20 protein-coding genes are annotated in these 22,349 nt (G+C 66.5%); 13 read left to right on the top strand and 7 right to left on the bottom strand.

Features of this window, described 5'->3' with window-relative positions:
* The first annotated feature begins 133 nt into the window (after positions 1-133).
* From ACFTSA_RS16440 to ACFTSA_RS16430, 3 genes are all read left to right on the top strand, one after another.
* Positions 134-841 (top strand): TetR/AcrR family transcriptional regulator, encoded by a 708-nt coding sequence (locus ACFTSA_RS16440; RefSeq protein ID WP_377952629.1) that lies wholly within the window; start codon positions 134-136, stop codon positions 839-841.
* Positions 842-945: 104 nt separating this feature from the next.
* Positions 946-1,530, top strand: coding sequence for a hypothetical protein (locus tag ACFTSA_RS16435; RefSeq protein ID WP_377952628.1), 585 nt, complete (start codon positions 946-948; stop codon positions 1,528-1,530).
* Positions 1,531-1,630: 100 nt separating this feature from the next.
* On the top strand, positions 1,631-3,454 hold the full coding sequence (locus tag ACFTSA_RS16430; protein ID WP_377952627.1) for a hypothetical protein: 1,824 nt from the start codon (positions 1,631-1,633) through the stop codon (positions 3,452-3,454).
* A gap of 92 nt (positions 3,455-3,546) precedes the next feature.
* On the opposite strand, the gene treS is transcribed toward ACFTSA_RS16430, so the two are convergent.
* The 6 genes from treS to ACFTSA_RS16400 form a co-directional block, all read right to left on the bottom strand.
* The gene (treS, locus tag ACFTSA_RS16425; protein ID WP_377952675.1) at positions 3,547-5,808 is read right to left on the bottom strand and encodes a maltose alpha-D-glucosyltransferase; all 2,262 of its coding nucleotides are present in this window, start codon (positions 5,806-5,808) and stop codon (positions 3,547-3,549) included.
* 329 nt (positions 5,809-6,137) lie between these two features.
* Positions 6,138-6,464: a hypothetical protein gene (locus ACFTSA_RS16420; protein ID WP_377952625.1), complete on the bottom strand. Its 327-nt coding sequence runs from the start codon at positions 6,462-6,464 to the stop codon at positions 6,138-6,140.
* Between the two features lie 141 nt (positions 6,465-6,605).
* Positions 6,606-7,010 (bottom strand): universal stress protein, encoded by a 405-nt coding sequence (locus ACFTSA_RS16415; RefSeq protein ID WP_377952623.1) that lies wholly within the window; start codon positions 7,008-7,010, stop codon positions 6,606-6,608.
* The gene (locus ACFTSA_RS16410; RefSeq protein ID WP_377952621.1) at positions 7,007-8,539 is read right to left on the bottom strand and encodes a tripartite tricarboxylate transporter permease; all 1,533 of its coding nucleotides are present in this window, start codon (positions 8,537-8,539) and stop codon (positions 7,007-7,009) included. The genes ACFTSA_RS16415 and ACFTSA_RS16410 overlap by 4 nt, the downstream gene beginning before the upstream one ends.
* Positions 8,540-8,548: 9 nt before the next feature.
* Positions 8,549-9,067 (bottom strand): tripartite tricarboxylate transporter TctB family protein, encoded by a 519-nt coding sequence (locus ACFTSA_RS16405; protein ID WP_377952620.1) that lies wholly within the window; start codon positions 9,065-9,067, stop codon positions 8,549-8,551.
* 5 nt (positions 9,068-9,072) lie between these two features.
* Positions 9,073-10,074: a Bug family tripartite tricarboxylate transporter substrate binding protein gene (locus ACFTSA_RS16400; protein WP_377952618.1), complete on the bottom strand. Its 1,002-nt coding sequence runs from the start codon at positions 10,072-10,074 to the stop codon at positions 9,073-9,075.
* Between the two features lie 143 nt (positions 10,075-10,217).
* Here ACFTSA_RS16400 and ACFTSA_RS16395 point away from each other — a divergent pair, with 143 nt between their 5' ends.
* The 5 genes from ACFTSA_RS16395 to ACFTSA_RS16375 all read left to right on the top strand — a co-directional run bounded on the left by ACFTSA_RS16395 (position 10,218) and on the right by ACFTSA_RS16375 (position 16,137).
* Positions 10,218-11,105, top strand: a complete 888-nt coding sequence (locus tag ACFTSA_RS16395; protein WP_377952674.1) for a LysR family transcriptional regulator — start codon at positions 10,218-10,220, stop codon at positions 11,103-11,105.
* A 139-nt stretch (positions 11,106-11,244) separates the two neighbouring features.
* Positions 11,245-12,159 carry a 5-dehydro-4-deoxyglucarate dehydratase gene (gene kdgD / locus ACFTSA_RS16390; protein WP_377952616.1) on the top strand — a complete coding sequence of 305 codons (915 nt, stop codon included), beginning with the start codon at positions 11,245-11,247 and terminating at the stop codon, positions 12,157-12,159.
* A gap of 36 nt (positions 12,160-12,195) precedes the next feature.
* Positions 12,196-13,809, top strand: a complete 1,614-nt coding sequence (locus tag ACFTSA_RS16385; RefSeq protein WP_377952614.1) for an aldehyde dehydrogenase (NADP(+)) — start codon at positions 12,196-12,198, stop codon at positions 13,807-13,809.
* Positions 13,806-15,134: an enolase C-terminal domain-like protein gene (locus tag ACFTSA_RS16380; protein ID WP_377952613.1), complete on the top strand. Its 1,329-nt coding sequence runs from the start codon at positions 13,806-13,808 to the stop codon at positions 15,132-15,134. Before ACFTSA_RS16385 ends, ACFTSA_RS16380 begins: the two co-directional genes overlap by 4 nt.
* 82 nt (positions 15,135-15,216) lie before the next feature.
* The gene (locus tag ACFTSA_RS16375) at positions 15,217-16,137 is read left to right on the top strand and encodes an AEC family transporter (RefSeq protein ID WP_377952611.1); all 921 of its coding nucleotides are present in this window, start codon (positions 15,217-15,219) and stop codon (positions 16,135-16,137) included.
* Between the two features lie 68 nt (positions 16,138-16,205).
* Here the strand turns inward: ACFTSA_RS16375 and ACFTSA_RS16370 are convergent, their stop codons facing one another.
* Positions 16,206-17,288, bottom strand: coding sequence for a LacI family DNA-binding transcriptional regulator (locus tag ACFTSA_RS16370; protein ID WP_377952610.1), 1,083 nt, complete (start codon positions 17,286-17,288; stop codon positions 16,206-16,208).
* Positions 17,289-17,453: 165 nt separating this feature from the next.
* On the opposite strand from ACFTSA_RS16370, the gene ACFTSA_RS16365 reads away from it, so the two are divergent.
* The 5 genes from ACFTSA_RS16365 (at position 17,454) to ACFTSA_RS16345 (ending at position 22,198) form a co-directional block, all read left to right on the top strand.
* A complete protein-coding gene (locus ACFTSA_RS16365; RefSeq protein ID WP_377952673.1) occupies positions 17,454-18,311 on the top strand; it encodes an ABC transporter substrate-binding protein in 858 nt (285 codons plus the stop codon).
* Between the two features lie 82 nt (positions 18,312-18,393).
* A complete protein-coding gene (locus ACFTSA_RS16360) occupies positions 18,394-19,182 on the top strand; it encodes an amino acid ABC transporter permease (RefSeq protein ID WP_377922956.1) in 789 nt (262 codons plus the stop codon).
* Positions 19,179-19,949, top strand: a complete 771-nt coding sequence (locus ACFTSA_RS16355; protein ID WP_377952608.1) for an amino acid ABC transporter ATP-binding protein — start codon at positions 19,179-19,181, stop codon at positions 19,947-19,949. The genes ACFTSA_RS16360 and ACFTSA_RS16355 overlap by 4 nt, the downstream gene beginning before the upstream one ends.
* Entirely contained in the window at positions 19,949-20,992 is a 1,044-nt protein-coding gene (locus tag ACFTSA_RS16350; protein WP_377952607.1) for a Gfo/Idh/MocA family oxidoreductase, read from the top strand. Before ACFTSA_RS16355 ends, ACFTSA_RS16350 begins: the two co-directional genes overlap by 1 nt.
* Positions 20,993-21,076: 84 nt before the next feature.
* Complete coding sequence (locus ACFTSA_RS16345; protein WP_377952605.1) at positions 21,077-22,198, top strand: NAD(P)/FAD-dependent oxidoreductase; 1,122 nt, start codon at positions 21,077-21,079, stop codon at positions 22,196-22,198.
* Positions 22,199-22,349: the final 151 nt, after the last annotated feature.

Here is a 22,349-nt window from a genome sequence, read left to right as displayed (position 1 = left end):
CTGTGGCCGCGTGAGTGATGCGAACCACTAAATGAATGCCATTCATTTATAAGAACTATAGAGCCTTTGGCGAGGGAGCGGAAGAGGCTGATGGAATAATGCGAAAGGACGTTCACCCGCAGAAAGGTCAGCCATGCCGGCATCACCAGCCGTAGCAACAGCCGGTTCAGCATCAGCTGGCTCAGCAACAGATGGCCGGGGCAACCGGCGCCGCGCCGGGCGCCCCGTGGGAGGCGTGCTGGACAAGGGCGGCATCACGGAGGCTGCGTTGCGTCTCATTGAGAAGAAGGGCTACGACGGCCTCACCATGGCCGCACTGGCCCGCTCACTGAACGTGGCGCCGTCGGCCCTCTATAACCACGTGAAATCCAAGGGGGACGTGCTCCTGCTCGTAGAGGACCACCTGGCGTCACTCGTGGACGTTTCGGCCTTCGGCACCGGCCCGTGGGAGGACGCCGTGCGGAAGTGGGCGTGGAGCTACCGGGACGTGTTCTCCCAGCACACCCCGCTGATACCGGTCATCGCCGTGCTGCCCGTGACCGACGCGCCGCAGACCCTCGCCATGTATGAGACGGTCAGCGCGGGTTTCCGCGACGCCGGTTTCCCGGAGGAGCGGATAGTCTCTTCCATCGTGGCGCTGGAGTCCTTCATCTTCGGCTCGGCCTACGACGTCACGGCGCCGGCGGACATCTTCGATCCCGGAACCATGGCGGAGGCGACGCCCAGCTTCACGGGCGCGGTCCGGAGCCTGGCCGAGCAGGGCCACGAGCGGCCGGCCGACGTCGCCTTCAGCCTTGGACTGGAGGCGCTGATCAGCGGGCTGGGCGCGCTGCGCGGCTGATCCCATTCCTTAGGCCGCCCATTCCTTAGGCCGCCCATTCCTCAGGCCGTCCGGGGCGACTAAAATTCCTTAACACGCAACGTTGCGAGCCCAAGGACGGCGCCATGACCGTAATCGACCCGGAATCGCTGTTCTTTGAGTACAAGCTCCGGTACCGCGGCACCCCGGGGCTCGACCATGACCCGGTGGACTATCCGCTGCGCTGGGAAGTAGCGGTCAGCTGCCCGGTTCCCACCCCCGGCGGCGACGTGGAACGCCAACTCGGCAGCGCCGTCGTCCAGGTTGTCCCCAAAGCCGGCATGATCAACCTCTTCCTCACCACCGGAAAAGCCGACCAGGAAATGGCCAAGGCCGTCGAAATGCTCACCATGGACCGCCCGGACCTGATCAGGGAGTACCTTCAGGACGGCGGGGACCTGATGATCGTCTCCTCGCTCGAGATCTTCCCCGAGTACCGCGGCGGCAGGACGGGCTACTCGGTGCTGAACGCCATCGTGGAAACGGTGGGCCGGTCCGTGAACCTGGTGGTGGTCCACGCCGCGCCGGCGGACGGCGACGCCTCTGCACCGGAGGACTCGGACGAGTACGAGCAGGCCAAATCGGCGCTGCGGGAGTACTGGCAGGACTTCGGGTTCGAGCACGCGACAGGCGACTACCTCGTGTTTTTCCACAAGAAAATCCTGGCCTGACGGGTCGGACGCTACGGCGCGGGCCCGGCGCGCTATAGGCTCGTGTCCGGATGGCGTCCGCGGGGGGATGCGGCCGCCGCCGTAGGCAAAGGTCTCCGCCGTGTCTGTTCTGAATGTCTCTGTTTGGAAAGCCCTTGTCGCTGCCGTTCTGGCGCTGGCCGTTCCGGCCGGGGCGGTGGCCCTGGCCCCGGCCGCCAGCGCGTCAGCGCAGGTTTACAACCCCTGCGCCCGGCTCAGCGCCGGGCAGACCAAGTTCTCCGGTTTCGGGGCCAACAGGGTCACGTTCGCCACGGCCGCCACCCGCAACACCAGCCTGCTCACCATCACGGGCTGCGTCCGGTCCGGTAACCGCTACATCCAGGAGTGGCAGGACTGGGGCTACGGCGGACAGTACGGGTTTGCGGCGCAGAACCGCGAATGGGAGGACACGTACCGGTCGCCCACCGGCTCGTTCAGTTTCACGGAGGCCCTGGGACGCAGCAACCCCGGCACCGCCCTGAAGTACTACACAATCAACTCCCGGTCCCGCTGGGGCGGTGAATGGAACCGGAACTACAACCAGTATTTTGAAGGCACGGGCGGCGAAGCCGACGAGAACTTGTGGACCTTCATGAACCAGGGCTATTACAAGCAGGCCGCCGTCATCAACTACAACCGGCCGCCGGACGCAAAGACCGTCCTCGGCGCCTCGTACGCCATTTTCTTCCACGCCGGCCGCGCCCCCAGCGCCGGCTGCGTCTCCACGAGCCTGGCCGCGGTCACACGGCTGCTCCGGACCAGCCGGCCGGGAGACCGCATCATCATGGGGGCGGTGGATGACGTGTTCACGCCGTACTCGAGCAACCCGTTCGGCGCCATCACCGCCAAATACGCCCGGACCGGCGGACCGGCCGGCTGGCTGGGAAGCCCCGCCTCCCCTGAAGTGACAGGGCTGCGTGGGGGCGGGGCGTACCAGGTGTTCGGGGGCGGGTCGATCTACTGGTCGGCGGCGGGAGGTGCGCACACGATTGGCGGCGCGGTCCGCAGCAAATGGGCCTCCACGGGTGCGCAGAACAGCAGGCTTGGCTACCCCACCTCGGACGAGGGGCGCGGCCTCAGGAACGGGGGCGCCTACCAGGCCTTCCAGGGCGGCCGGATGCACTGGTCGCGAGCCACCGGCGCGCACGTCACCAGGGGTGGAATCCTGTCGGCCTGGGCCGCGTCCGGCTACGAGCGCGGGGTGCTCGGCTACCCCACGTCGGACGAGATCGGCGGCCTGAAGGACGGCGGCAGTTACCAGACCTTCCAAGGCGGGATCGTCCACTGGTCCCCGGCCAGCGGCGCCCGCATCACCCGCGGTGCCATCCGCACCGCCTGGGCCGCGTCCGGCTCAGAACATGGGGCGCTCGGCTACCCCACGAGCAATGAGTACGCCTTCAGCGGCGGCGCGGCACAGAACTTCCAGGGCGGCACCGTCACGTGGACTGCCCAGACCGGGGCGCGGATCGTTGCCGGTGCCATCGGCGCGAAGTTCAACTCTGCCCGCCCCCTTGGGAATGCCACAACGAATGAGCTGTCCACAGGGCTCGGCGGCCGCTATCAGGCATTCCGGAACGGCTTCATCATCTGGCACCGCACAACCGGGGCTCACATCTCCCCGGCCGCACTGCGCGCCGCGTGGATCACCGCAGGCGCCGAAACCGGACCGCTGGGCTTCCCCACCGGTGACGCCCGGCAGGCGGCATCGGGCAGCACCGCAGCGGGCACCGTCCAGGACTACCAGCACGGTCGGATTGCCATCGCCGCGGACGGCACCGTGACCGTCACACTGGACCCGCCGCCGTCGTCCACTCCGACTGCAGCACCAAGTGCTGCAACGCCAACTGCTGAAGCACCGACCGCTCAAGCACCGACCTCTGCGACACCGGCCGCAGCCGGCGGCTGAGGGGACACGCCAACGGCAGTCCGCTGTCCAGCCGGGACGCGGTGAACCAGTCATCCAGCTCGGCGTCCGGGGAGAACCGGATCCAGCCCGGCTTACTCGGCGTCGCCGTCGTCGTCCTTCTCGCCCTCCTTGAGGACCAGCGCCGTACCCTGGTAGGCGCCCAGTTCGAGGAAGAAACTGTGCAGGTCATCGACCTGCCCCACAGGCTCACCGCTGAAGAGGTCGTGGACGCTGCTGCCGGGGACCAGGTGCGTGGACTGGATGCTGCCCGCGATGTCCTGGCCGGAGAAGTTGAGCACGGTGGCCTGAAGGTTCCCGTCCCCCAGCCGGTTGACCATGACCAGCAGGCCGCGCTGGGAAACGTCCGGCACGTCCAGCAGGGTGCTCGTGGCGATTCCGCTCTCTTCCCGCACCGCGAGGATTTTCTGCAGCCGGCGGGCGAAGGAACCCGGGTTCTTGAGCTGGTCGGGCAGCGCGCCGTAGAGGCTGCGGGCGCGCGGCATGCCGGCAGAGGAAGCCTGGGCAGCGGGGCTGGTGCCCATGATGTCGTGGGCACCCCGGTTGATCCAGCGGGTATCGCCCTGCGCGGTAAGCTCCCGGACTTTCTGGCGGTCAAGGGCGGCAACGCCGGTGAGGTCCCAGCCGGAGAGGGCAAAGACGCCGGGCTGCAGGGCGTTGTACATGGACAGCAGAATGTGGACGTCCAGGACCTGGGCCTGCTGTTCCTCCGTGAGGTTTTCCGGATCCTGGATGCCGAGGGCGGCCATGATGAAGCTGACGGTGGTGCAGGCGATGCCGTTGGTGGTGAACAGGGCGTTGTACGGAGTGTCCGGTCCTGTCAGCCGCTCCCGCAGGGTCTGCTGGACATGCTCGGCGACTTCGGCCCCGGTGAGCTCCTGGCCGTTAAGTTCGAAGACATCGTCCTTGTGACCGGCGGCGAAATGGACCAGCTCATAGGTCAGTTCGTCGTGGTTCTGCAGGGCATGGACGAGTGACGCCTGGTCGACGCCGATCTCCATGGCGAGCCGCAGGGTCAGGCGCAGGAATTCGGTATCCGCAGTCACCAGCGCGTAGTGATACGCCGGCCTGGTGACGAAGTCGTAGGAAAGATCCGGGCCCGCCTCTGACGTGGCCTTGATGTCGTCGATGGTCAGGTTCAGTTCCTGGAAGGAGAACCCGCCCACCTTGCGGATCATGGACCCGATCAGCTGGTTCGCGGCCTCGGACAGCGGGTGCCCTTCGGACCAGCCCGGCTGCTCCTCGGCGCTCTTCTCCACGCCCAGGAACCCGTTCGCGTCCAGCCGGAGCGCTCCCGTGCCCAGGTCGAGCAGCGAATGCAGCGCATCCCCGACCACCAGGCGCATGCCCGCAAAGGTGGGGTCCAGCCAGTTGATGGACGGCTGGCCGGCCTTGAAGTAGTGCAGGTAGACCCAGCGCCGGGTCTTGCCGGCCGTGTCCACGATGGGCCGCGTGGCGCTCCAGTTGGTCTCCTTGACGCCCGGCTCGTAGAAGATCACCCGCTGGAGCCGGCCGATGATGTATCCGGCCTCTTGCAGCGCCTGCTCCGCGTCGGGGCTGATGTTGACCGAGTCTTCGCCTTCGGGAACGTCCGGCAGCAGGTGCCAGTCCTCCTCCGGGATGTCGATCATGTGGTAGATGCCGGGATAGTCGCGGAAGTTCATCTCGGCCAGGCGGAAGTCGGCCCCCTTCCCTGTGTGGCCGGGAACGATGTCGTCGATGACGGTGCCGTCATGGTCGGCCGCAACCTTGCACATCTTGCGGAATTCGTCCTCGGTCCCGAACACCGGGTCGATCGCCATGCTGATGCGGTCGAAGTGCCCGTCCACGCTCGGCGTCTGGGACCAGCCGCTGATGCCGCCGGCGAGCTTGACGGGTCCGGTGTGGAGCCCCCTGATCCCGATCTCCCGGAACGCGTCCCACAGCTCAGGGTCCCCCAGGGCCGAGAGGAACGACTGGCCTGGGCGTGTGATGAAGGACAGCGGGTAGGCGGTAAACCAGACGGGGGCGCGTTCCACGGCAGCCCGCGGGTTCGGGTGGGCATACGAGTTCTGCCACATGCTGGCCTGGCCGGAGAGCTGCCGTGCCATGACGTTCGCGTCGCCCAGCATTGCCTGGTTGCGCAGCCACTCAACATAGGCCGCGTTGCGCCCGTCGAATTCCAGCGATGGACGGTCCGCAAAGAACTGCCGACGGCGGGCGATCGGCCTGAGTGCCTTGGGCCGGGCGGGATAGAACTGCTCGTCGTAGGTGATGTCACTGGCTTCGGCGACCTCCGGTGTGTCAGCCACCTCCGGCGCTTCGGCCGCCCCGGCTGCTGAGTCAGCCGGGTCCACCTCCCCGGCCGGGACCGCTCCTGCGCCGGGTTCGAATCCGTTCGTCCCGCCGTCAAACTCGTCGGCTGCTGAAACGCTCTGGTTGAAGCTTGCTTCCCGCACAGACTGCTCCTTTATCGGTGGTTCCTGCGTGGCACGTCCCCCGGGGTGTTCTTCAGTCTTTCCGTACCCCGGCATTTCGAGAGTATTCACGCTTGTCCGCTCCGCCCACCCTATGCCGACGACGGCGGGAAACAACAGTTCTCAACGGTGCGGCACGGGGTTGGGCCACAGATGTCCCCGCAGTTCGTCGCCCCATGTGTCACAGAGGAGAGTGGGGATAGCCGGACCTACGTACTGAGATTCCAGTGGGCCCGAATTGCCTCTGCAATGGGCGCAGCGGTGACATCCACCCGGAAAGCAACGGGCGCGGTCCCGGTCTCTTCAATGGTGGCATCGCGGTACACGCGGCCACATGAGGGACAGAGGGTATAGAGATCCTCGTCCGAGGGCCACCCGGCCAGGCTTTCCGGGATGGGAGTGTCTCCGCCGGCGTAAACGGGGACGCCGTCTGAATTGGCCTGTATCAATCCCGCCTGGCTGACCGTGTTGCCGCAGACACAGGTGATGGTGGTGACGTCATGACCCATCACGGTTGCGGTTTCATTGTCGTCCATGCAGAGCTCCCCGACGCTGGAAGGGACCTTCTTCACATAGCTTATGCCTGCCGGAACGTGCGCGTCCCGGGATACGGCTGGGGCGGGCCGGAATCCTGAACGGGAGCCCGGCCCGCCTCTTACCAAGCGGTGATTCTGGAACTAAAACTGGCCGCCGTCGGCCTTCACGGCCAAAACGGGGCGGTCAGCCTGCATGAGGATGCGCTGGGCGTGGCTGCCCAGGATGAACTTGCCCACCTGGGTGCGGTGGCGCAGCCCGATGACGATCAGCGAGGCGTTTTCATCCCGGGCTACGTCGAGGAACTCGTCCGCGAGGTCATTCTGATACGGCGGCTGGATCACCCGGGCCGTCACGCCTGCGTCCGCTGCCTGCTTGGAGGCCTTGGCCAGCACTTCGTCCGGAGCAACCGACTTGTCCACCAGGGCGCCTTCACGGGCTGAGTTGACGATCACAAGATCCTGGTTGCGGAGGCGGGCCTCCGCAATGCCGGCTGCGAGAGCGGCCTCCCCCGCCGGAGTGGGGACGAATCCAACGATGATGCTCATACCTTCTCCTTGATTTCAGTGACGGCGGGTCCCGCGGGGACGGTGGCCTTGCGCCCGGCCAGCGCGGAGCGGATGCCCGGCAGAACGGCCACGACGACGAACACGATGAGGAGCGTGGCGGAGATGGGCCGGCTGAAGAAGCCCAGCGGATCACCGCCAAACACCAGCAGCGCGCGGCGCAGGGAGCTTTCCAGCAGGGAACCGAGCACGAATGCCAGCACCAGCGGGCCCGGTTCGAAGCCGAACTTCTTCATCAGGTAGCCCACGATTCCGAAGACCACCACGAGCGTGACATCGAACATGCTGTTGTTGATCGTGTACGCACCGAGCAGGGTGATCAGCGCGGTGATCGGCGCCAGGATGGCGGCGCGGACCCGGAGGATCTTCACGAAGATCCCCACCAGCGGCAGGCTCATGATCAGCAGCAGGATGTTGCCGATGTACATGGAGTTCACCACGCCCCAGAACAGTCCCGGATCCTGCTCCACAAGCTGCGGACCGGGTGTGACGCCCTGGATCAGCAGCGCGCCGAACATCAGGGCCATGGTGGCGTTGGCCGGGATGCCGAGGGTCAGCAGCGGAATGAACGAGGACGTCGCCGCGGCGTTGTTGGCGGTTTCCGGGCCGGCCACGCCTTCCGGCGCACCCTTGCCGAAGCGCTCGGGCTGCTTGGCACGTTTCTTCTCCATGGCGTAGGAGGCCATCGAGGCGATGGTGGCGCCGCCGCCGGGCAGGATGCCCAGGAAGAAGCCGAGAACCGAGCCGCGCCCGATGGCGCCGGACGCCTGCTTGAGGTCGCCCCGGGAGGGCCAGACGTTCGCGACGGCGGAGGGCGCCTTCGCGGCGCGGTGGCGCTCTTCGAGGTTGTACATGATCTCGCCGAGGCCGAAGATGCCCATGGCGATCGGCACGAAGTCGATGCCGTCAGCCAGTTCCAGATTGCCGAAGGTGAACCGGTTTTCACCGGTGAAGATGTCCCGGCCGACGGTCGCCAGCAGCAGGCCGAGGGCGGCCGCGATGAGTGCCTTGGTCTTGGAGCCGCTGCTGATGGTGGCCACCAGCAGGATGCCCAGCAGTGCCAGGGCGGTATATTCGGCGGGACCGAAGTCCAAGGCAAAGCTCGCCACGACCGGCGCGAGGAAGGTCAGGCCGACAATCGACGCGGTGCCTCCGATGAACGAGCCGATCGATGCCAACCCGAGGGCCGTGCCGGCCCGTCCCTGCTTGGCCATTTGATAGCCGTCGAAGACCGTCACCACCGACGACGCCTCGCCGGGCAGGCGCAGGAGCACCGAGGTGATGGTGCCGCCGTACTGGGCACCGTAGAAGATGCCGGCCAGCATGATGATGGCGGTGACGGGCTCAACGTTGTAGGTGAGCGGGAGCAGGATGGCGATGGTTGCCGCGGGCCCCAGACCGGGCAATACGCCGATCAGCATGCCGATGACGACGCCGATCAGGCAGTACAGGAGGTTCATTGGCTCCAGGACGACTGCGAATCCGTTGATCACAGGATTCAGGAAATCCACTGTGGTCTCCTAGAAGAGGTGGGGGATGGAAGTGTTGAGCGCAGTCACGAAGATGCCGTAGAAGGCTGCCACGACGACGGCACTCACCAGGAGCGTGGAGCGCCAGGTCTCGCCGCCCAGGAAGCGCATCCAGATGATGCACAGCACCAGGGCCGGCAGTTCGAAGCCGGCGACCGGCATGAGGGCCACCATGGCGGCCAGGGTGACCAGGCCGGTCAGCGGGGCCATGGACATGCGGGTGAACTTCTCAGCGTCCCGGTTGTGCCGGCCCATGATCAGCTGGAACAGCCCGAGGGCCACCATGATGCAGCTGATCATGAACGGCCACAGGCCCGGCTGCGGGGCGGACGGTGTGCCCAGGCCCATGGCGATGGACAGGATCACGGCTCCGACGCCGACGCCGGTGACCACCAGGGAGGATCCCACGTTGGCCAGCGCACCGGCGGCCGGCGGCTTTTCTTCCTCCCACTGGGCCGCCAGCTGTTCCGGGGTCAGGTCGTCGGGCTCGACCGGTGATTCTGCCTGCACTGGAATCACTTGTTCCCGGCGAGGCTAATGTCGTACTTCTCCACCAGGGACTTGTACTTGGCTGCGTAGTCCTTCCACTGGCTGACAACTTCCTCACCCGGGATTTCCTTCGGAGTCAGCATGTTCTTCTTGTTGAATTCCTTGTACGAGTCCGACTTCAGCGTGTCCTGGATGGCGGCAAGGAGCTTGTCCTTGACTTCCTTGGGGGTTCCCTTGGGTGCGGCGACGGCGCGGTACTGGGCGACCGGAACGTCATAGCCGGATTCCTTGGCGGTGGGCGTGTCCGGCAGGAAGGAGTTGCGGGCCTCCGAGAAGACAAGGAGCGGGGAGACCTTACCGGCCTGGATCTGCGGCATCGCTTCACCAAGCTGGATGGTGGTGACTTCCACCTGGTTGCCGAGGACGGCGGTCAGGGCAGGCTTGCCGCTGTCGAACGGAACGTCGGTGCCCTTCACGTTGGCCTGCTTGAACAGGACGGTCTGGGCGAGCTGGCTGCCGGTGCCGACCCCGGTGGTGCCGTAGGTGATGTTGCGGCCGGCCGAGGTCAGGTCCTTGATGGACTTAAAGCCGGACTTTTCGCTGGCGACCAGAACGTAGTCGTCCTGGGACAGGCCGGTGATGATGTCGAAGTCATCGATGTTGACAGCCTCGTCCTGGGTCACGGCCAGCGGCGTGATGGTGATCAGGGAAGCGGTGAGGAGCAGCAGGTTCTGGCCGTCGGCAGGCTTGCCGGCGACCTCTTTGCTGGCGAGTGCGCCGTTGGCACCGGGCTTGTTGACCACGGGAACCGGGGCGCCGAGCGTCTTGGCCGCGCCTTCCGAGACGGCCCGCGCGATGAGGTCGGTACTGCCGCCGGGCGCCTGTCCCACGGTCAGGGTGACCGGGCCGTTGGGGTACTTCGACGAATCACTGCTGCCGCCGGCAACGTTGCCGCATGCGGTCATGGCCAGCAGGGTGATGGCGGAGGCCGCTCCGAGAACGGCGCGGCGGGTGGGGAAGTGCATCATTGAAACTCCTCGTTTGCACTGCGGGCTGCCTCAGCCCGTAGGTCTGTGTGAACCGGGTCACTGCCGGTTCGCTAGGTCGAGTGTAGGAAGGCGTTATGATGCATGTCTAAGCCCAAATATGCATCGAATAATACCGGGAGGGCATCACGTTTACCTTCGACCAGCTGACGGGGTTCATCGCCGTAGCCGAGGAACTGCACTTTGGCCGGGCCGCCCAGCGCCTCAACATGACGCAGCCGCCGCTGAGCCGCCAGATCCAAAAACTGGAGAAGACGGTGGGGGCCGAACTCCTCGAGCGGGACAACCGCCGGGTTGAGCTGACCGCCGCCGGGCGGGCCTTCCTCGACGAGGCCCGCAGGCTCATGGCACTGGCCAGCCGGGCGCCGGTGACAGCACGGCGTATAGCCTCCGGCCGGCAGGGCCATCTCCGCATCGGCTTCACGGCCGCAAGCGGGTTCAGCATCCTGGGCCCCCTGCTGGAGGAGATCGGCGCCGTCGTGCCCGATGTGGACATAGACCTCCAGGAGCTGGTCACAGGCGAGCAGATCCAGGGCCTGCTCACCGGCGAACTGGATCTCGGCCTCGCGCGCCCGCCGTTCGATACTGAGGTTTTCGACTCCCACCTGCTGTACCGCGAGTCGATGGTGCTGGCGGTTCCTGCATCACACCCCCTCGCGGACCTCAAGCGGGAAATCCAGAGCGAGGACCTGAAGGACGAGCCGCTCATCATGCACTCCCCCACCCAGGCCAGGTACTTCTACGACCTCGTGGTCCGTTTGCACGCCGTCCGGCACGAAAACGTGGTGCACACCGTCAGCCAGATCCTCACCATGGTCTCGCTGGTAGCCGCCAAGCGCGGCGTGGCCTTCGTGCCGCACTCGGCAACAGCGCTGGGCATCCGCGGGGTGTCGTTCCTGCGGCTGGCCAGCAGCGAAGAAGAACCTGTGGAGCTGCACGCCATTTGGAACCGGGACGCCAAGAACCCGGCGCTGATGCGGCTGCTGCGCGATCTGGAGTTTGCAGCCGGCTAGCCTGCGGCCTCGCCGCTCAATGCGCCGAGGGTATCAATAGATACAAAAATGCACTTGGACAGGCATGGAAGGGCGTCCCTAACCTGAAAAGGAACCACACCACCCTCGCCGCTCCCGGCACCGACTCCAAGGACATCCCGTGGCAAAACTTTCACCCCAGGAACTCGCCAACACCCTCAAGGACGGGCTGCTGTCCTTCCCCGTCACCTCCTTCGACGCAGAGCTGCAGTTCGACGAGGAAAACTACCGCAAGCACCTGGCGTGGCAGGCCAGCTATCCGGTTGCCGGACTCTTCGCCGCCGGCGGCACGGGTGAGGGCTTCTCGCTCACCCCCGCCGAGTCGGCCCGTGTGGTCCGGGCCGCCGTCGAGGAAGTCGGCAGCACCGTTCCCGTCCTGGCGTCCGCCGGCGGTTCCACGGCCCAGGCCATCGAAAACGCCAAGGCTGCCGAGGCCGCGGGCGCCGAGGGCATCCTGCTTCTGCCGCCGTACCTGACCGAAGCCGACCAGGGCGGGCTGATCGACCACGTCAGCGCCGTCTGCAGCGCCACCTCGCTGGGCGTCATCATCTACAACCGTGCCAACGCGATCTACAAGGACACCACGGTGGCCACCCTGGCAGACCGCCACGAGAACCTCATCGGCTTCAAGGACGGCGTGGGCGACCTCGAGCACGATGCCCGCGTCTACGCCAAGCTCGGGGACCGCCTGTTCTACCTGGGCGGCCTCCCCACGGCAGAGACGTTCGCGCTCCCGCTGCTGCAGCTGGGCATGAGCACCTACTCCAGCGCCATGTACAACTTCGTGCCGCAGTTCGCCCTCGACTTCTACCAGGACGTCCGCAACAACGACCGCGTGGCCGTCAACCAGAAGCTGAACGAGTTCGTCATCCCTTACCTGGACATCCGCGACCGCGTGAAGGGCTACGCCGTCTCCATCGTCAAGGGCGGCCTCGACGCGATCGGCCGCTCCGCCGGCGGCGTCCGTCCCCCGCTGCAGAACATGGCGGAACAGGACCTGGCCGACCTCAAGGCACTCATCGCCAGGGTTTCCTAGCCGCCGGCCCACACCTTATCCCAGGAGGAACAAACCGTGACCCTCACCGGACACTCACTCATCGCCGGACAGACCGTTGCCGGCGAAGGCAAGACCGCCTTCGCGTTCAACCCGGCCACCAACGAACAGCTTGAGCCCGCCTACACCCTGCTCACCGAGGAGCAGCTCAAGGCCGCCACCGCTGCCGCGGCCGGGGCGTTCGAGTCCTTCAGCACCCTTGACCCCGACACCCACGCCGCGTTCCTGGATGCAATCGCGGACAACATCGAAGCAATCGGCGACGAACTGACCGCGCGCGCCGGCCAGGAGACCGGCCTGCCCGCGGCCCGGCTGCAGGGTGAACGGGCCCGCACCACCGGCCAGCTGCGGCTGTTCGCGAACGTGGTCCGGCAGGGCGACTTCCGCGGCGTCCGCATCGACCCGGCCCTGCCGGACCGCACCCCGCTGCCCCGCGCCGACATCCGCCAGCGCCAGATCCCGCTCGGCCCGGTTGCCGTGTTCGGTGCCAGCAACTTCCCGTTGGCCTTCTCGACGGCGGGCGGAGACACCGCCTCGGCCCTCGCCGCCGGCTGCCCGGTGGTTTTCAAGGCCCACAACGCCCACCCCGGCACCAGCGAACTCGTGGGCCAGGCCATCGCCAAGGCTGTTGCCGACCTCGGCCTGCACCCGGGCGTCTTCTCCCTGATCTACGGCCCGGGCAGCAGCATCGGCCAGGCCCTCGTCGCCGACCCGGCCATCAAGGCCGTCGGCTTCACCGGTTCCCAGAGCGCCGGCGTCGCCCTGATGCGCACCGCCGCCGCCCGCCCTGAGCCCATCCCCGTCTACGCGGAGATGTCCTCGCTCAACCCGGTCTTCGTCTTCCCCGGCGCCCTGAACGGCCCCGCCGAACAGATCGACGCGCTGGCGCAGCAGTACGTCACCGCCGTGACCGGCAGCTCCGGCCAGCTCTGCACCTCTCCCGGACTGCTGTTCGCCCCCGCCGGTGAGGCGGGCGACAAACTGGCTGCCGCCGTCGGACGCGCGGTTTCCGCCTGCGCCGGCCAGACCATGCTCACGGCGGGGATCGCCGGCTCCTGGACCTCCGCCTCGGCGGCGCTCGGCGCCGCCGAGAACGTGACCGTCGTCGGGACCGGAGCCCCCGGGCCCACCGAGAACGCCCCGGCCCCGGCCATCTACGGCACCGAAATCCGCGACTTCATCAGCAACGAGGTGCTGCACGCGGAAATCTTCGGTGCTGCATCCCTGGTGATCCGCTACTCCAGCCCCGCGGAACTCATCGAGGCCATCAACCGGATGGAAGGACAGCTCACCGCTTCCCTCCAGCTCACCGAAGAGGACTACCCGACGGCGGCACAACTGATCCCCGCCTTGGAACAGAAGGTGGGACGCATCATCGTGAACGGCTGGCCCACCGGCGTCGAAGTCGGCCACGCCATGGTTCACGGCGGACCCTTCCCCGCCACCTCCGACACGCGCACCACGTCCGTGGGTACGCTGGCCATCAACCGGTTCCTCCGCCCGGTCGCCTACCAGAACCTGCCCCAGGAACTGCTCCCCGCACCGCTCAAGGACGCCAACCCCTGGCAGCTGAACCGCCGCATCGACGGCGAAGTTGTTCCTGTTGAAGAGAAAGCCGAGGTCAACGCATGACTGCGCAGCCGACAATTGCCCGCGTGGAAGTAGTTCCGGTGGCGGGCCACGACAGCATGCTGATGAACCTCAGCGGCGCCCACGGGCCGTTCTTCACCCGGAACGTGGTGATCGTGACCGACTCCGACGGCCGCACCGGCCTTGGCGAGGTTCCCGGCGGCGAGAAGATTCGCACCACCATCGAGGAAGCCGGCGCGCTGATCGCCGGCAAGCCAGTGGCCCGCTACCGCTCGCTGCTGCGGGAGATCGCCGCGGAGTTCGCCGACCGCGACGCCGGCGGCCGGGGCCTGCAGACCTTCGACCTGCGCACCACGGTCCACGCCGTCACAGCCGTCGAGTCCGCGCTGCTGGACCTGCACGGCCAGTTCCTGGGCGTCCCCGTGGCGGAGCTGCTGGGCGACGGCCAGCAGCGCACGTCCGTGCCGATGCTCGGTTACCTGTTCTTCGTCGGTGACCACAAGCGGACGGATCTTCCGTACCTCGTGGAGGACGCGCCGTCGGACCGGTGGGAGGAACTGCGGCGCCAGGAGGCAATGACCCCGGAAGCCGTCGTCGCGCTGGCCGAAGCGGCGCAGGAGCGCTACGGCTTCAGCGACTTCAAGCTCAAGGGCGGCGTGCTGTCCGGCGACGACGAAGTGGACGTGGTCAAGGCACTGGCCAAGCGCTTCCCCGATGCCCGCGTCACGCTGGATCCGAACGGTGGCTGGCTGCTCGAGGAGGCCATCCGGCTGGGCAAGCGGATGGAGGGCGTTGTGGCTTACGCGGAGGACCCCTGCGGCGCTGAAGGCCGCTTCTCCGGACGCGAGGTCATGGCGGAGTTCCGCCGGGCCACCGGCCTGAAGACTGCCACCAACATGATCGCCACGGACTGGCGCGAAATGGCGCATGCCATCCGCAGCAACGCCGTCGACATCCCGCTGGCGGACCCGCACTTCTGGACCATGCATGGTTCAGTCCGGGTGGCGCAGCTGTGCCACGAGTTCGGCCTGACCTGGGGCTCGCACTCGAACAACCACTTCGACATCTCGCTGGCCATGTTCACCCACACCGGCGCGGCGGCCCCGGGCGAGATCACGGCACTGGACACGCACTGGATCTGGCAGGACGGGCAGGGCCTCACCAAGAACCCGCTGCAGATCAAGGGCGGCGCCATTGAGGTTCCGGCCGCACCCGGGCTCGGCATCGAGCTCGACCGCGAGGCCCTGGACAAGGCGCACCGGCTGTACCTGCAGCATGGCCTGGACGCCCGGGACGACAGCATCGGCATGCAGTACTACATCGACGGCTGGTCTTTCGACCCGAAGCGGCCCTGCCTGGTTCGGTAGCTCAGTAGACGTCCGCACGGCCGGCCCTCCCTCCGCAACAGGAGACGGCCGTGCGGAGTGCACATATACAGAAGGGTCAAGAGTGGGCGGCGTTGTCTCCGGAATACTCATTGTTTCTGCAGTCATCGCCGTGGGTTACTTCGCCGCCAGGTTCCGCATTCTGGGGCCCGAGGTCCAGGCGGCGCTGACCCGCACTGCTTTCTACATCACCAACCCTGCCCTGCTGTACACCGTGGTGGCCGGTTCCGATATCCGGGCCGCCCTCGGAACGGACGCCCCGCTGGCGCTGCTTTCAGCAGCGGCAGTGGGGCTTCTTTACTGGCTGCTGAGCTTCCTGTTCTTTCGCCGCCCGGCTGCGGAGACCGCCGTCGGCGCGATGGCCAGCAGTTACGCCAACGCCAACAACATCGGCATCCCGGTCTCGCTGTACGCCGTCGGAACGGCCCAGCACGTGGCGCCGGTGCTGCTGGTGCAGCTCCTGGTCATGGCACCGTTCTACCTCACGCTGCTGGGGCTGTTCTCCGGCTCCCGGATCTCGTGGCGGAAGGTGCTGCTTCAGCCGCTGTCCAACCCGATGATCATCGCCTCGGCGCTTGGCGTCGTCGTGGCACTGACCGGATGGCAGGAGCCGGACCTGCTGGCGAAACCGGTCGATATGCTGGCCGGCGGCGCTGTCCCGATGGTGCTTCTCGCCTTTGGCCTGTCGCTGGCCGGCAGGGCGCCGCTGCAGAAGGACGACGGCCGCACCGAGACCCTGGTGGCCACGTTCCTGAAGATCGCCGGCATGCCTTTGATTGTGTGGCTGCTGGGGCGCTTTGTCTTCGGCCTGGAGGGGCAGCACCTGCTGGCCAGCGTGATCATGGGGACGCTGCCCACCGCGCAGAACGTGTTCCTCTTCGCCTCCCCCTACGGCCGCGGCATGACGGTGGCCCGCGACGTGATCCTCTGCACCACCATCCTGTGCGTGGGGGCGCTGCTGGTTGTCGCGTGGGCGGCGGGATAAGTGTTCTCGGGTGGCGGCGACGGCGCTGTGGGTCGGGTGCCAGGCCGCGGAACCCTTACGCGGCCGTGCTAGCTGTAGGCCTCGGCGGCCCGATGGGTCCCTACCGAACCGCGGCGAACGAGCGTCGCGGTGAAGTTGGGTGCGGGACTCACCGGGGGCAGGCCTTCGATTTGACGGATGAGTGCTTTCGCCGCGGCGACGCCCATGTTGTAGACGGGCTGTGCGATGACGGTCAGAGGCGGGGTTGTCAGGCGCGTCCAAGCCAGGTCGTCGTACATGAGGAACGAGACGTCTGCCGGGATGGTGAGGCCCAGTTCCTGGATCGCTTCTACGATGCTGAGGGCGATGAGCCCGTCGGAAGCGATGATGGCGGTGGCAGGGTCCGGCAGGCGGAGCACCTCGCGGGTAGTGCGGCGGATGGAGTCTTCATCGCCGGCGTTTAGCCGTACGAGGTCCTCCGGGAAGGGAAAACTGCCCTCCCGGAACGCCTGCTGCATGCCGTCGAGGCGGTCGGCGATCTGCGACGAATCCAGTACCATGCCGGCGCGGTAGGGGGATTCGGTCCTGATCGTGGAGATGAAGGCGATTCTGCGGTGTCCGGCCTGGAGCAGGTACCGGGTGGACTCGTAGGAGATCTCGGCCATGTTGACTGCCATGGTCTCCACGTTCATTTGTCCGGCCTCTCGGTCCAGCAGCACCAGGGGGCGGCCGGAATCCTGCACGCGTTGCAGATGCTGCGTTTCCACCGAGGAGGCCGGCGCGACAATCAGGCCGTCCACGCGCTTGTCCAGTAATACGCGGACAGCGTCGATTTCAGCTGCCGGGTCCTCATCGGTATTGACCAGGATGACGTTGAAGCCACTCTTCTTGGCAGTGTCGGTGATGCCCCTGGTCGCCAGCCCAAAGTGGGGGTTTTCGATGTCTCCCACGACCACCCCGATGGTGTGGGATTTGCCGGTGTTCATGCTGCGCGCCAGCTCGTTGGGGCGGTAAGACAGCTCCTCCGCGGCGGCCAGGACACGCTCGCGGACGTCGTCGCTGACGGCGCCGTAGTTGCCCAGCGCGCGGGCGGCCTGGGCCTTGGAGACCTGCGCGGCCTTCGCAACATCCGCGACCGTGACGTCCCGTCGCCTCGAACTGGTGCTGCTCATGTGCTGCCTTTCGGAGGGCCTTGACGGCCGTTGTGGCTTGGGTTACATTTTTAGCAACCCCGATGTGAGTCCGGTCTCATCGTACAGGCTGAGACCGGACTCAACAAGGGATTTCAGACCCTAGGGCCAAAGGCGGCCTGCTCCAACGATTGGAATGATGAAGTGATCAAACGAAAGAACGTGCGCCCCGGAGTGGCCGTCGCGGCAGCCGTCGCGGCTCTTGTGGCATTGTCGGGCTGTGGCGGCGCTCCCGCGTCCTCGTCCACGCAGGACAACCCGTATGGGCTGATCCAGCCGGGCACTGTCCGGGTGGCGAGCCTGGGGGATGCGAAGCCGTATACCTTCGCCGATGCGCAGGGCAATTTCACCGGCTTCGACGTCGAACTGTTCAAGGACGTGGCCCACCGTGCCGGGGTGGACAACGTGGTCTTCACCGGTCAGGACTTCTCCGGGCTGCTGGCCGCCGTGGCCAACGGCCAGTTCGACGTCGGCGTGGCCGCCATTGGCATCACGGACAAACGCAAGGAAACCGTGGACTTCTCCGACGGCTATCTCGCCGGTTACCTGACGGTCATCACCACAAAGACCTCGGGCATCAAGGACGTTGGCGGCCTCAACGGAAAGCGTCTGGGCGTCGTGCAGGGAACCCTTCAGGAAGCCTATGCCGTCAAGAACTTTACCTCGGCCAACCTTGTCCGCTTCCCGGACAACAACACCGCCATCGCCGCGGTGAACAGCGGCTCAGTGGACGCACACTTCCTGGACTATGAAGCAGCCAAGGCCTACGAGAAGCAGCATGGCCTGGTCAGCGCCGCGGACATTCCGTCCTTTGATGCCCCGGCGGGCTTCGCAGTTGCCAAGGGCAAGACAGCCTTCAAGGAGGCCCTGAACAAGGGCCTGGCCGCCGCGATGGAGGACGGAACCTGGAAGAAGCTCTACCAGAAGTGGTTCCCGGGTTCCCCAATGCCGAAGCAGTACCTTCCCAAGGCCGAGCAGACGGCAAGCCCGGCGCCAAGCAAGTAAAGCCACCCGGCTTGCGGCCGGGCGGACCACCCACCGGCGGTCCGCCCGCCCGTCCGACAGCTAACTACGTCTGAGAGCAACCATGGACTGGCTCAACACCATCATCCGTACCTTCTTCGATTTCGGCGCAATGGCCGAAGTCCTGCCCCAACTCCTTGGGGTTGGCCTTCTCAACACGCTGATCATTTCCGTCGCCGCCACCATCATCGGTGTGGCGCTGGGCATGATCGTGGCGGTCATGGGCATCTCCCCGTCCAAATGGCTGCGCGTTCCCGCCCGCGTCTACACCGACCTCTTCCGGGGCTTGCCGGCGATCCTCACCATTCTGCTGATCGGGCAGGGCTTCGCCAGGCTCAGCCAGTCGGTCTTCGGGCCCTCACCCTACCCCCTCGGGATCATTGCGCTGAGCCTGATTGCCAGTGCCTACATCGGGGAAATCTTCCGCGCCGGCATCCAGAGCGTGGACAAGGGCCAGGGCGAGGCCTGCCGCGCCCTGGGCATGAGTTACGCCAAGTCCATGCGGCTCGTAGTCGTGCCGCAAGGCGTCCGCCGTGTCCTGCCGGCCCTGGTGAACCAGTTCATCGCCATCGTTAAGGATTCCTCCCTGGTCTATTTCCTGGGTCTGCTGGTCAGCGAACGCGAACTGTTCCGGGTGGGCCAGGACGCTGCAGTCCTCTCCGGAAACCTTTCACCCCTGGTCATGGCCGGCATCTTCTACCTCGTCATCACCGTGCCCCTGACGCACCTGGTGAACTACTTTGACAGCCGCTTCCGCACCGGCCGCCGTCGGCCCACCCCGCCCACCAGCGGTCTGAAGGAAGTCACAGAACTGGATGCGGCCTCGCCGCTGATCACCGGGAGCAACACATGAGCCTCGCAAGCAACACCACCGCCGCAGGTGTCCAAACCTTCCACGGCTCGAGCCTCGAGCTGCGGAACCTGACCATGGCCTACGGCGACGTCGAGGTGCTCCGCAACGTCAGCCTGAACGTGGCGCCGGGCACCACCACCTGCATCATCGGCCCCTCGGGTTCAGGCAAGTCCACCCTGCTGCGCGGCGTCAACCGGCTGCATGAACCCAAAAGCGGTGACGTGCTCCTGGCCGGCGAAAGCGCCCTGCAGGTCAAACCGGATATCCTGCGCGCCCGCATCGGCATGGTGTTCCAGCACTTCAACCTCTTCCCGGACCACACCGCGCTGGAAAACGTGGCCCTCGCGCTATGGAGCGTGAAAGGAATGTCCAAGGCCGCAGCAAGGGAACGGGCCCAGCGGAGCCTGGCCGAAGTGGGACTCGCCGAGCGCGCCGACCACCGCCCCCGCGACCTGTCCGGCGGCCAGCAGCAGCGCGTGGCCATCGCCCGTGCCCTGGCCATGGAACCGGAGGTCATGCTCTTCGACGAAGCCACCAGCGCCCTGGACCCGGAACTGGTCAAAGGCGTCCTGAACCTGATGGCCGGGCTCGGCCGCCGCGGCATGACCATGCTCGTCGTCACCCACGAGATGGGCTTCGCCCGCAAGGTCGCCGACCAGGTCGTCTTCATGGACGAAGGAGAAGTCGTCGAAGCCGGCACACCCACCCAACTCTTCGACAACCCGCGCAGCGAACGCCTGCAGCGCTTCCTCTCCGAGGTGCTGTGATGGTGAACGGTACAGCGGCACCCATCCGGACCGCCGTCGTCGGCTTCGGAATCTCCGGCAAGGTCTTCCACGCCCCGCTCATAGAAGCGGATCCCAACTACTCACTGGACATCATCGTGACGGCGGACCCGGCGCGGGCCGCGGAGGCAGCCCGGCTCTACCCGCAGGCCCGCACCGTCCCGACGCCCGAAGCAATGTTCGCCTTGGCGCCGGACCTGGACCTCGTCATCCTGGGCACCCCGCCGCACACCCACTTCGACCTCGCCGCCACCGCCATTGCGCACGGACTCCACGTTGTAGTGGACAAGCCCTTCGTGCCAACCTCCCCCCAAGGGGCCGAGCTGATCGCGCTGGCGTCCGACGCCGGCGTGCAGCTCACGGTGTTCCAGAACCGCCGGTGGGACGCGGACTTCCTGACGCTGCAAAAGCTCGTCCGCGATGGTGCCCTGGGCGAGGTCCGAACCTTCGAATCACGGTTCGAATGGTGGCGGCCCGAGGGCTTCGGCAACTGGCGTGACAGTGCCTCCCTCGCCCAGGGCGGCGGCATCCTCCACGACCTCGGCGCGCACCTGATCGACCAGGCCATCCAGCTCTTCGGCCCGGTGGAGACAAGCTATGGCGAGACAGCAAACCACAGCCCGGCCCTGGAGGGCGCCGACACCGAGGCCTTCGTGTCCCTGCTCCACGAGTCCGGAGTCCGCACCAGACTGTGGATGAACGGCATGGCCGCGCAGGTAGGTCCGCGCTTCCACGTTCTGGGGTCCACTGCCGGCTACACCAAGTGGGGCCTGGACAGCCAGGAGCCCGCCCTCGCCGCCGGCATGACACCATCGGATCCCAAATACGGCGTCGATCCCCAGGAGTCTTGGGGGCTTCTGGGAGTGGACGGCGCCACAGCCCCCGTTCCTGCCGAGCGGGGGGCCTATCCCCGGTTCTACACGGAACTCGCTGCAGCCCTCCGCGGAGAAGGGCCGCTACCCGTCGACCCTGCCGATCCGCTGCAGGTCCTCAAGATCATCGAAGGCATCCACGCCCTCGCGTAACACCCCGCCCAAAGCCTCTTCATTCCCACGACGCGTCAGCACATCCTCTTCAACTCTGTTCAAATCCCACAGAAAGGGACACCCATGTCCTCCGCAGCAAGCACCAAGCGCGTCGCCGTCATCGGCGGTGGCATCCTCGGCGTCTCCACCGCCGTGCACCTCCTCCGCCAAGGCGCTTCCGTCATCCTGCTGAGCGAACGCGGCCTGGCCAGCGAAGCCAGCGGCCGTTCGCTGTCCTGGCTGAACTCCGCCGGTGAACGGTCTACCCCCTACCACCAGCTCCGCGTCGCCGGCATCGACCGCTATCGCACCCTCTTCGCCGCCGATCCCAGCCGCGAATGGCTCCAGTTCGGCGGCGGACTGATGTGGAACGCCGCTGGCCACCGCGAGGCCACCGAAGCCCGGCATGCCTACGAGAAGTCCATCGGGTACGACTCCAAGCTGCTCGAGCCGGCCGACATCGCATCCGCCACTCCCGGCATCGATGCAACCGCCGTGCCGGAGAACGCCATCTTCAACCCCGGCGAAGGCTGGGTCAGCCTCCCAGACCTGATCGATTTCCTGATGGAGGAATTCCACGCCCGCGGCGGTGAGCTCGTCCTCAACGCCGGCAAAGCTTCCGTGATGGTCGACGGCGGACGCGCCACCGGCGTCGAGACGGCGGCAGGCGGAACATACGAGGCGGACGCCGTGCTGGTGGCCTGCGGAGCCGCAACACCCGCCGCCGTCGCCCCGCTCGGCGTGAACATCCCCAATGGTTCGCCCGTCTCAATGCTGGTGCTAACCAAACCGGTGGACCACAACGTGAAGGCCGTCATGAACACCCCCCGCGCCGCGGTCCGGCCCAACCCGGGGAACACCTTTGCACTGGACCACGACTGGTACGAAGAACACATCACCGAACACACTGACGGCTCCTTCACCATCCCTGACGATGTGGTCCAGGAACTCGCCAACGAAGCATCGAAACTGATTGCCGGCAACCCGGACCTCAAGCCCGCCTCTTGGAAAATCGGCTACAAACCCATTCCCGGCGACGGCGAACCTGTCCTCGGTGAACTCGGCCAAGTCCCCGGCTGCTTCGTCGCCTTCACCCACTCCGGCGCCACCCTCGGTCTCATCACCGGCGAACTTCTCTCCGGAGAGATCATGACCGGACAGAAGCACCCGATGCTGGCCACCTTCCGCCCCGGCCGCTTCTCCTAGCGAGCCACAACAGGCAGGGGCCCCTTGAGGCTCCTGCCTGCCCGGCAGGTGGGCGGCACGGGGCCCGGCACCGACAGGAACTTGCAGCCGCTGAAAATCCGACCGCCTGCGGCTCTCCTTCACTTTCCCTGAAACCAGAAGCAGACCACTC

The organism is Arthrobacter sp. NPDC057013 (assembly GCF_042674585.1).
Taxonomy (GTDB): domain Bacteria; phylum Actinomycetota; class Actinomycetes; order Actinomycetales; family Micrococcaceae; genus Arthrobacter.
Note: the sequence above shows the minus strand (reverse complement) of the source record. Positions and strands in the feature narration are given on the sequence as shown.

Bases quoted from the DNA above. Each gene is read 5' to 3' on its own strand.
- ACFTSA_RS16415 (WP_377952623.1), bottom strand. From the start codon at position 7,010: ATGAGCATCATCGTTGGATTCGTCCCCACTCCGGCGGGGGAGGCCGCT.
- ACFTSA_RS16440 (WP_377952629.1), top strand. From the start codon at position 134: ATGCCGGCATCACCAGCCGTAGCAACAGCCGGTTCAGCATCAGCTGGC.
- ACFTSA_RS16355 (WP_377952608.1), top strand. From the start codon at position 19,179: ATGAGCCTCGCAAGCAACACCACCGCCGCAGGTGTCCAAACCTTCCAC.
- ACFTSA_RS16380 (WP_377952613.1), top strand. From the start codon at position 13,806: ATGACTGCGCAGCCGACAATTGCCCGCGTGGAAGTAGTTCCGGTGGCG.
- ACFTSA_RS16370 (WP_377952610.1), bottom strand. From the start codon at position 17,288: ATGAGCAGCACCAGTTCGAGGCGACGGGACGTCACGGTCGCGGATGTT.
- ACFTSA_RS16400 (WP_377952618.1), bottom strand. From the start codon at position 10,074: ATGATGCACTTCCCCACCCGCCGCGCCGTTCTCGGAGCGGCCTCCGCC.
- ACFTSA_RS16360 (WP_377922956.1), top strand. From the start codon at position 18,394: ATGGACTGGCTCAACACCATCATCCGTACCTTCTTCGATTTCGGCGCA.
- ACFTSA_RS16350 (WP_377952607.1), top strand. From the start codon at position 19,949: ATGGTGAACGGTACAGCGGCACCCATCCGGACCGCCGTCGTCGGCTTC.
- ACFTSA_RS16420 (WP_377952625.1), bottom strand. From the start codon at position 6,464: ATGGACGACAATGAAACCGCAACCGTGATGGGTCATGACGTCACCACC.
- ACFTSA_RS16345 (WP_377952605.1), top strand. From the start codon at position 21,077: ATGTCCTCCGCAGCAAGCACCAAGCGCGTCGCCGTCATCGGCGGTGGC.
- ACFTSA_RS16435 (WP_377952628.1), top strand. From the start codon at position 946: ATGACCGTAATCGACCCGGAATCGCTGTTCTTTGAGTACAAGCTCCGG.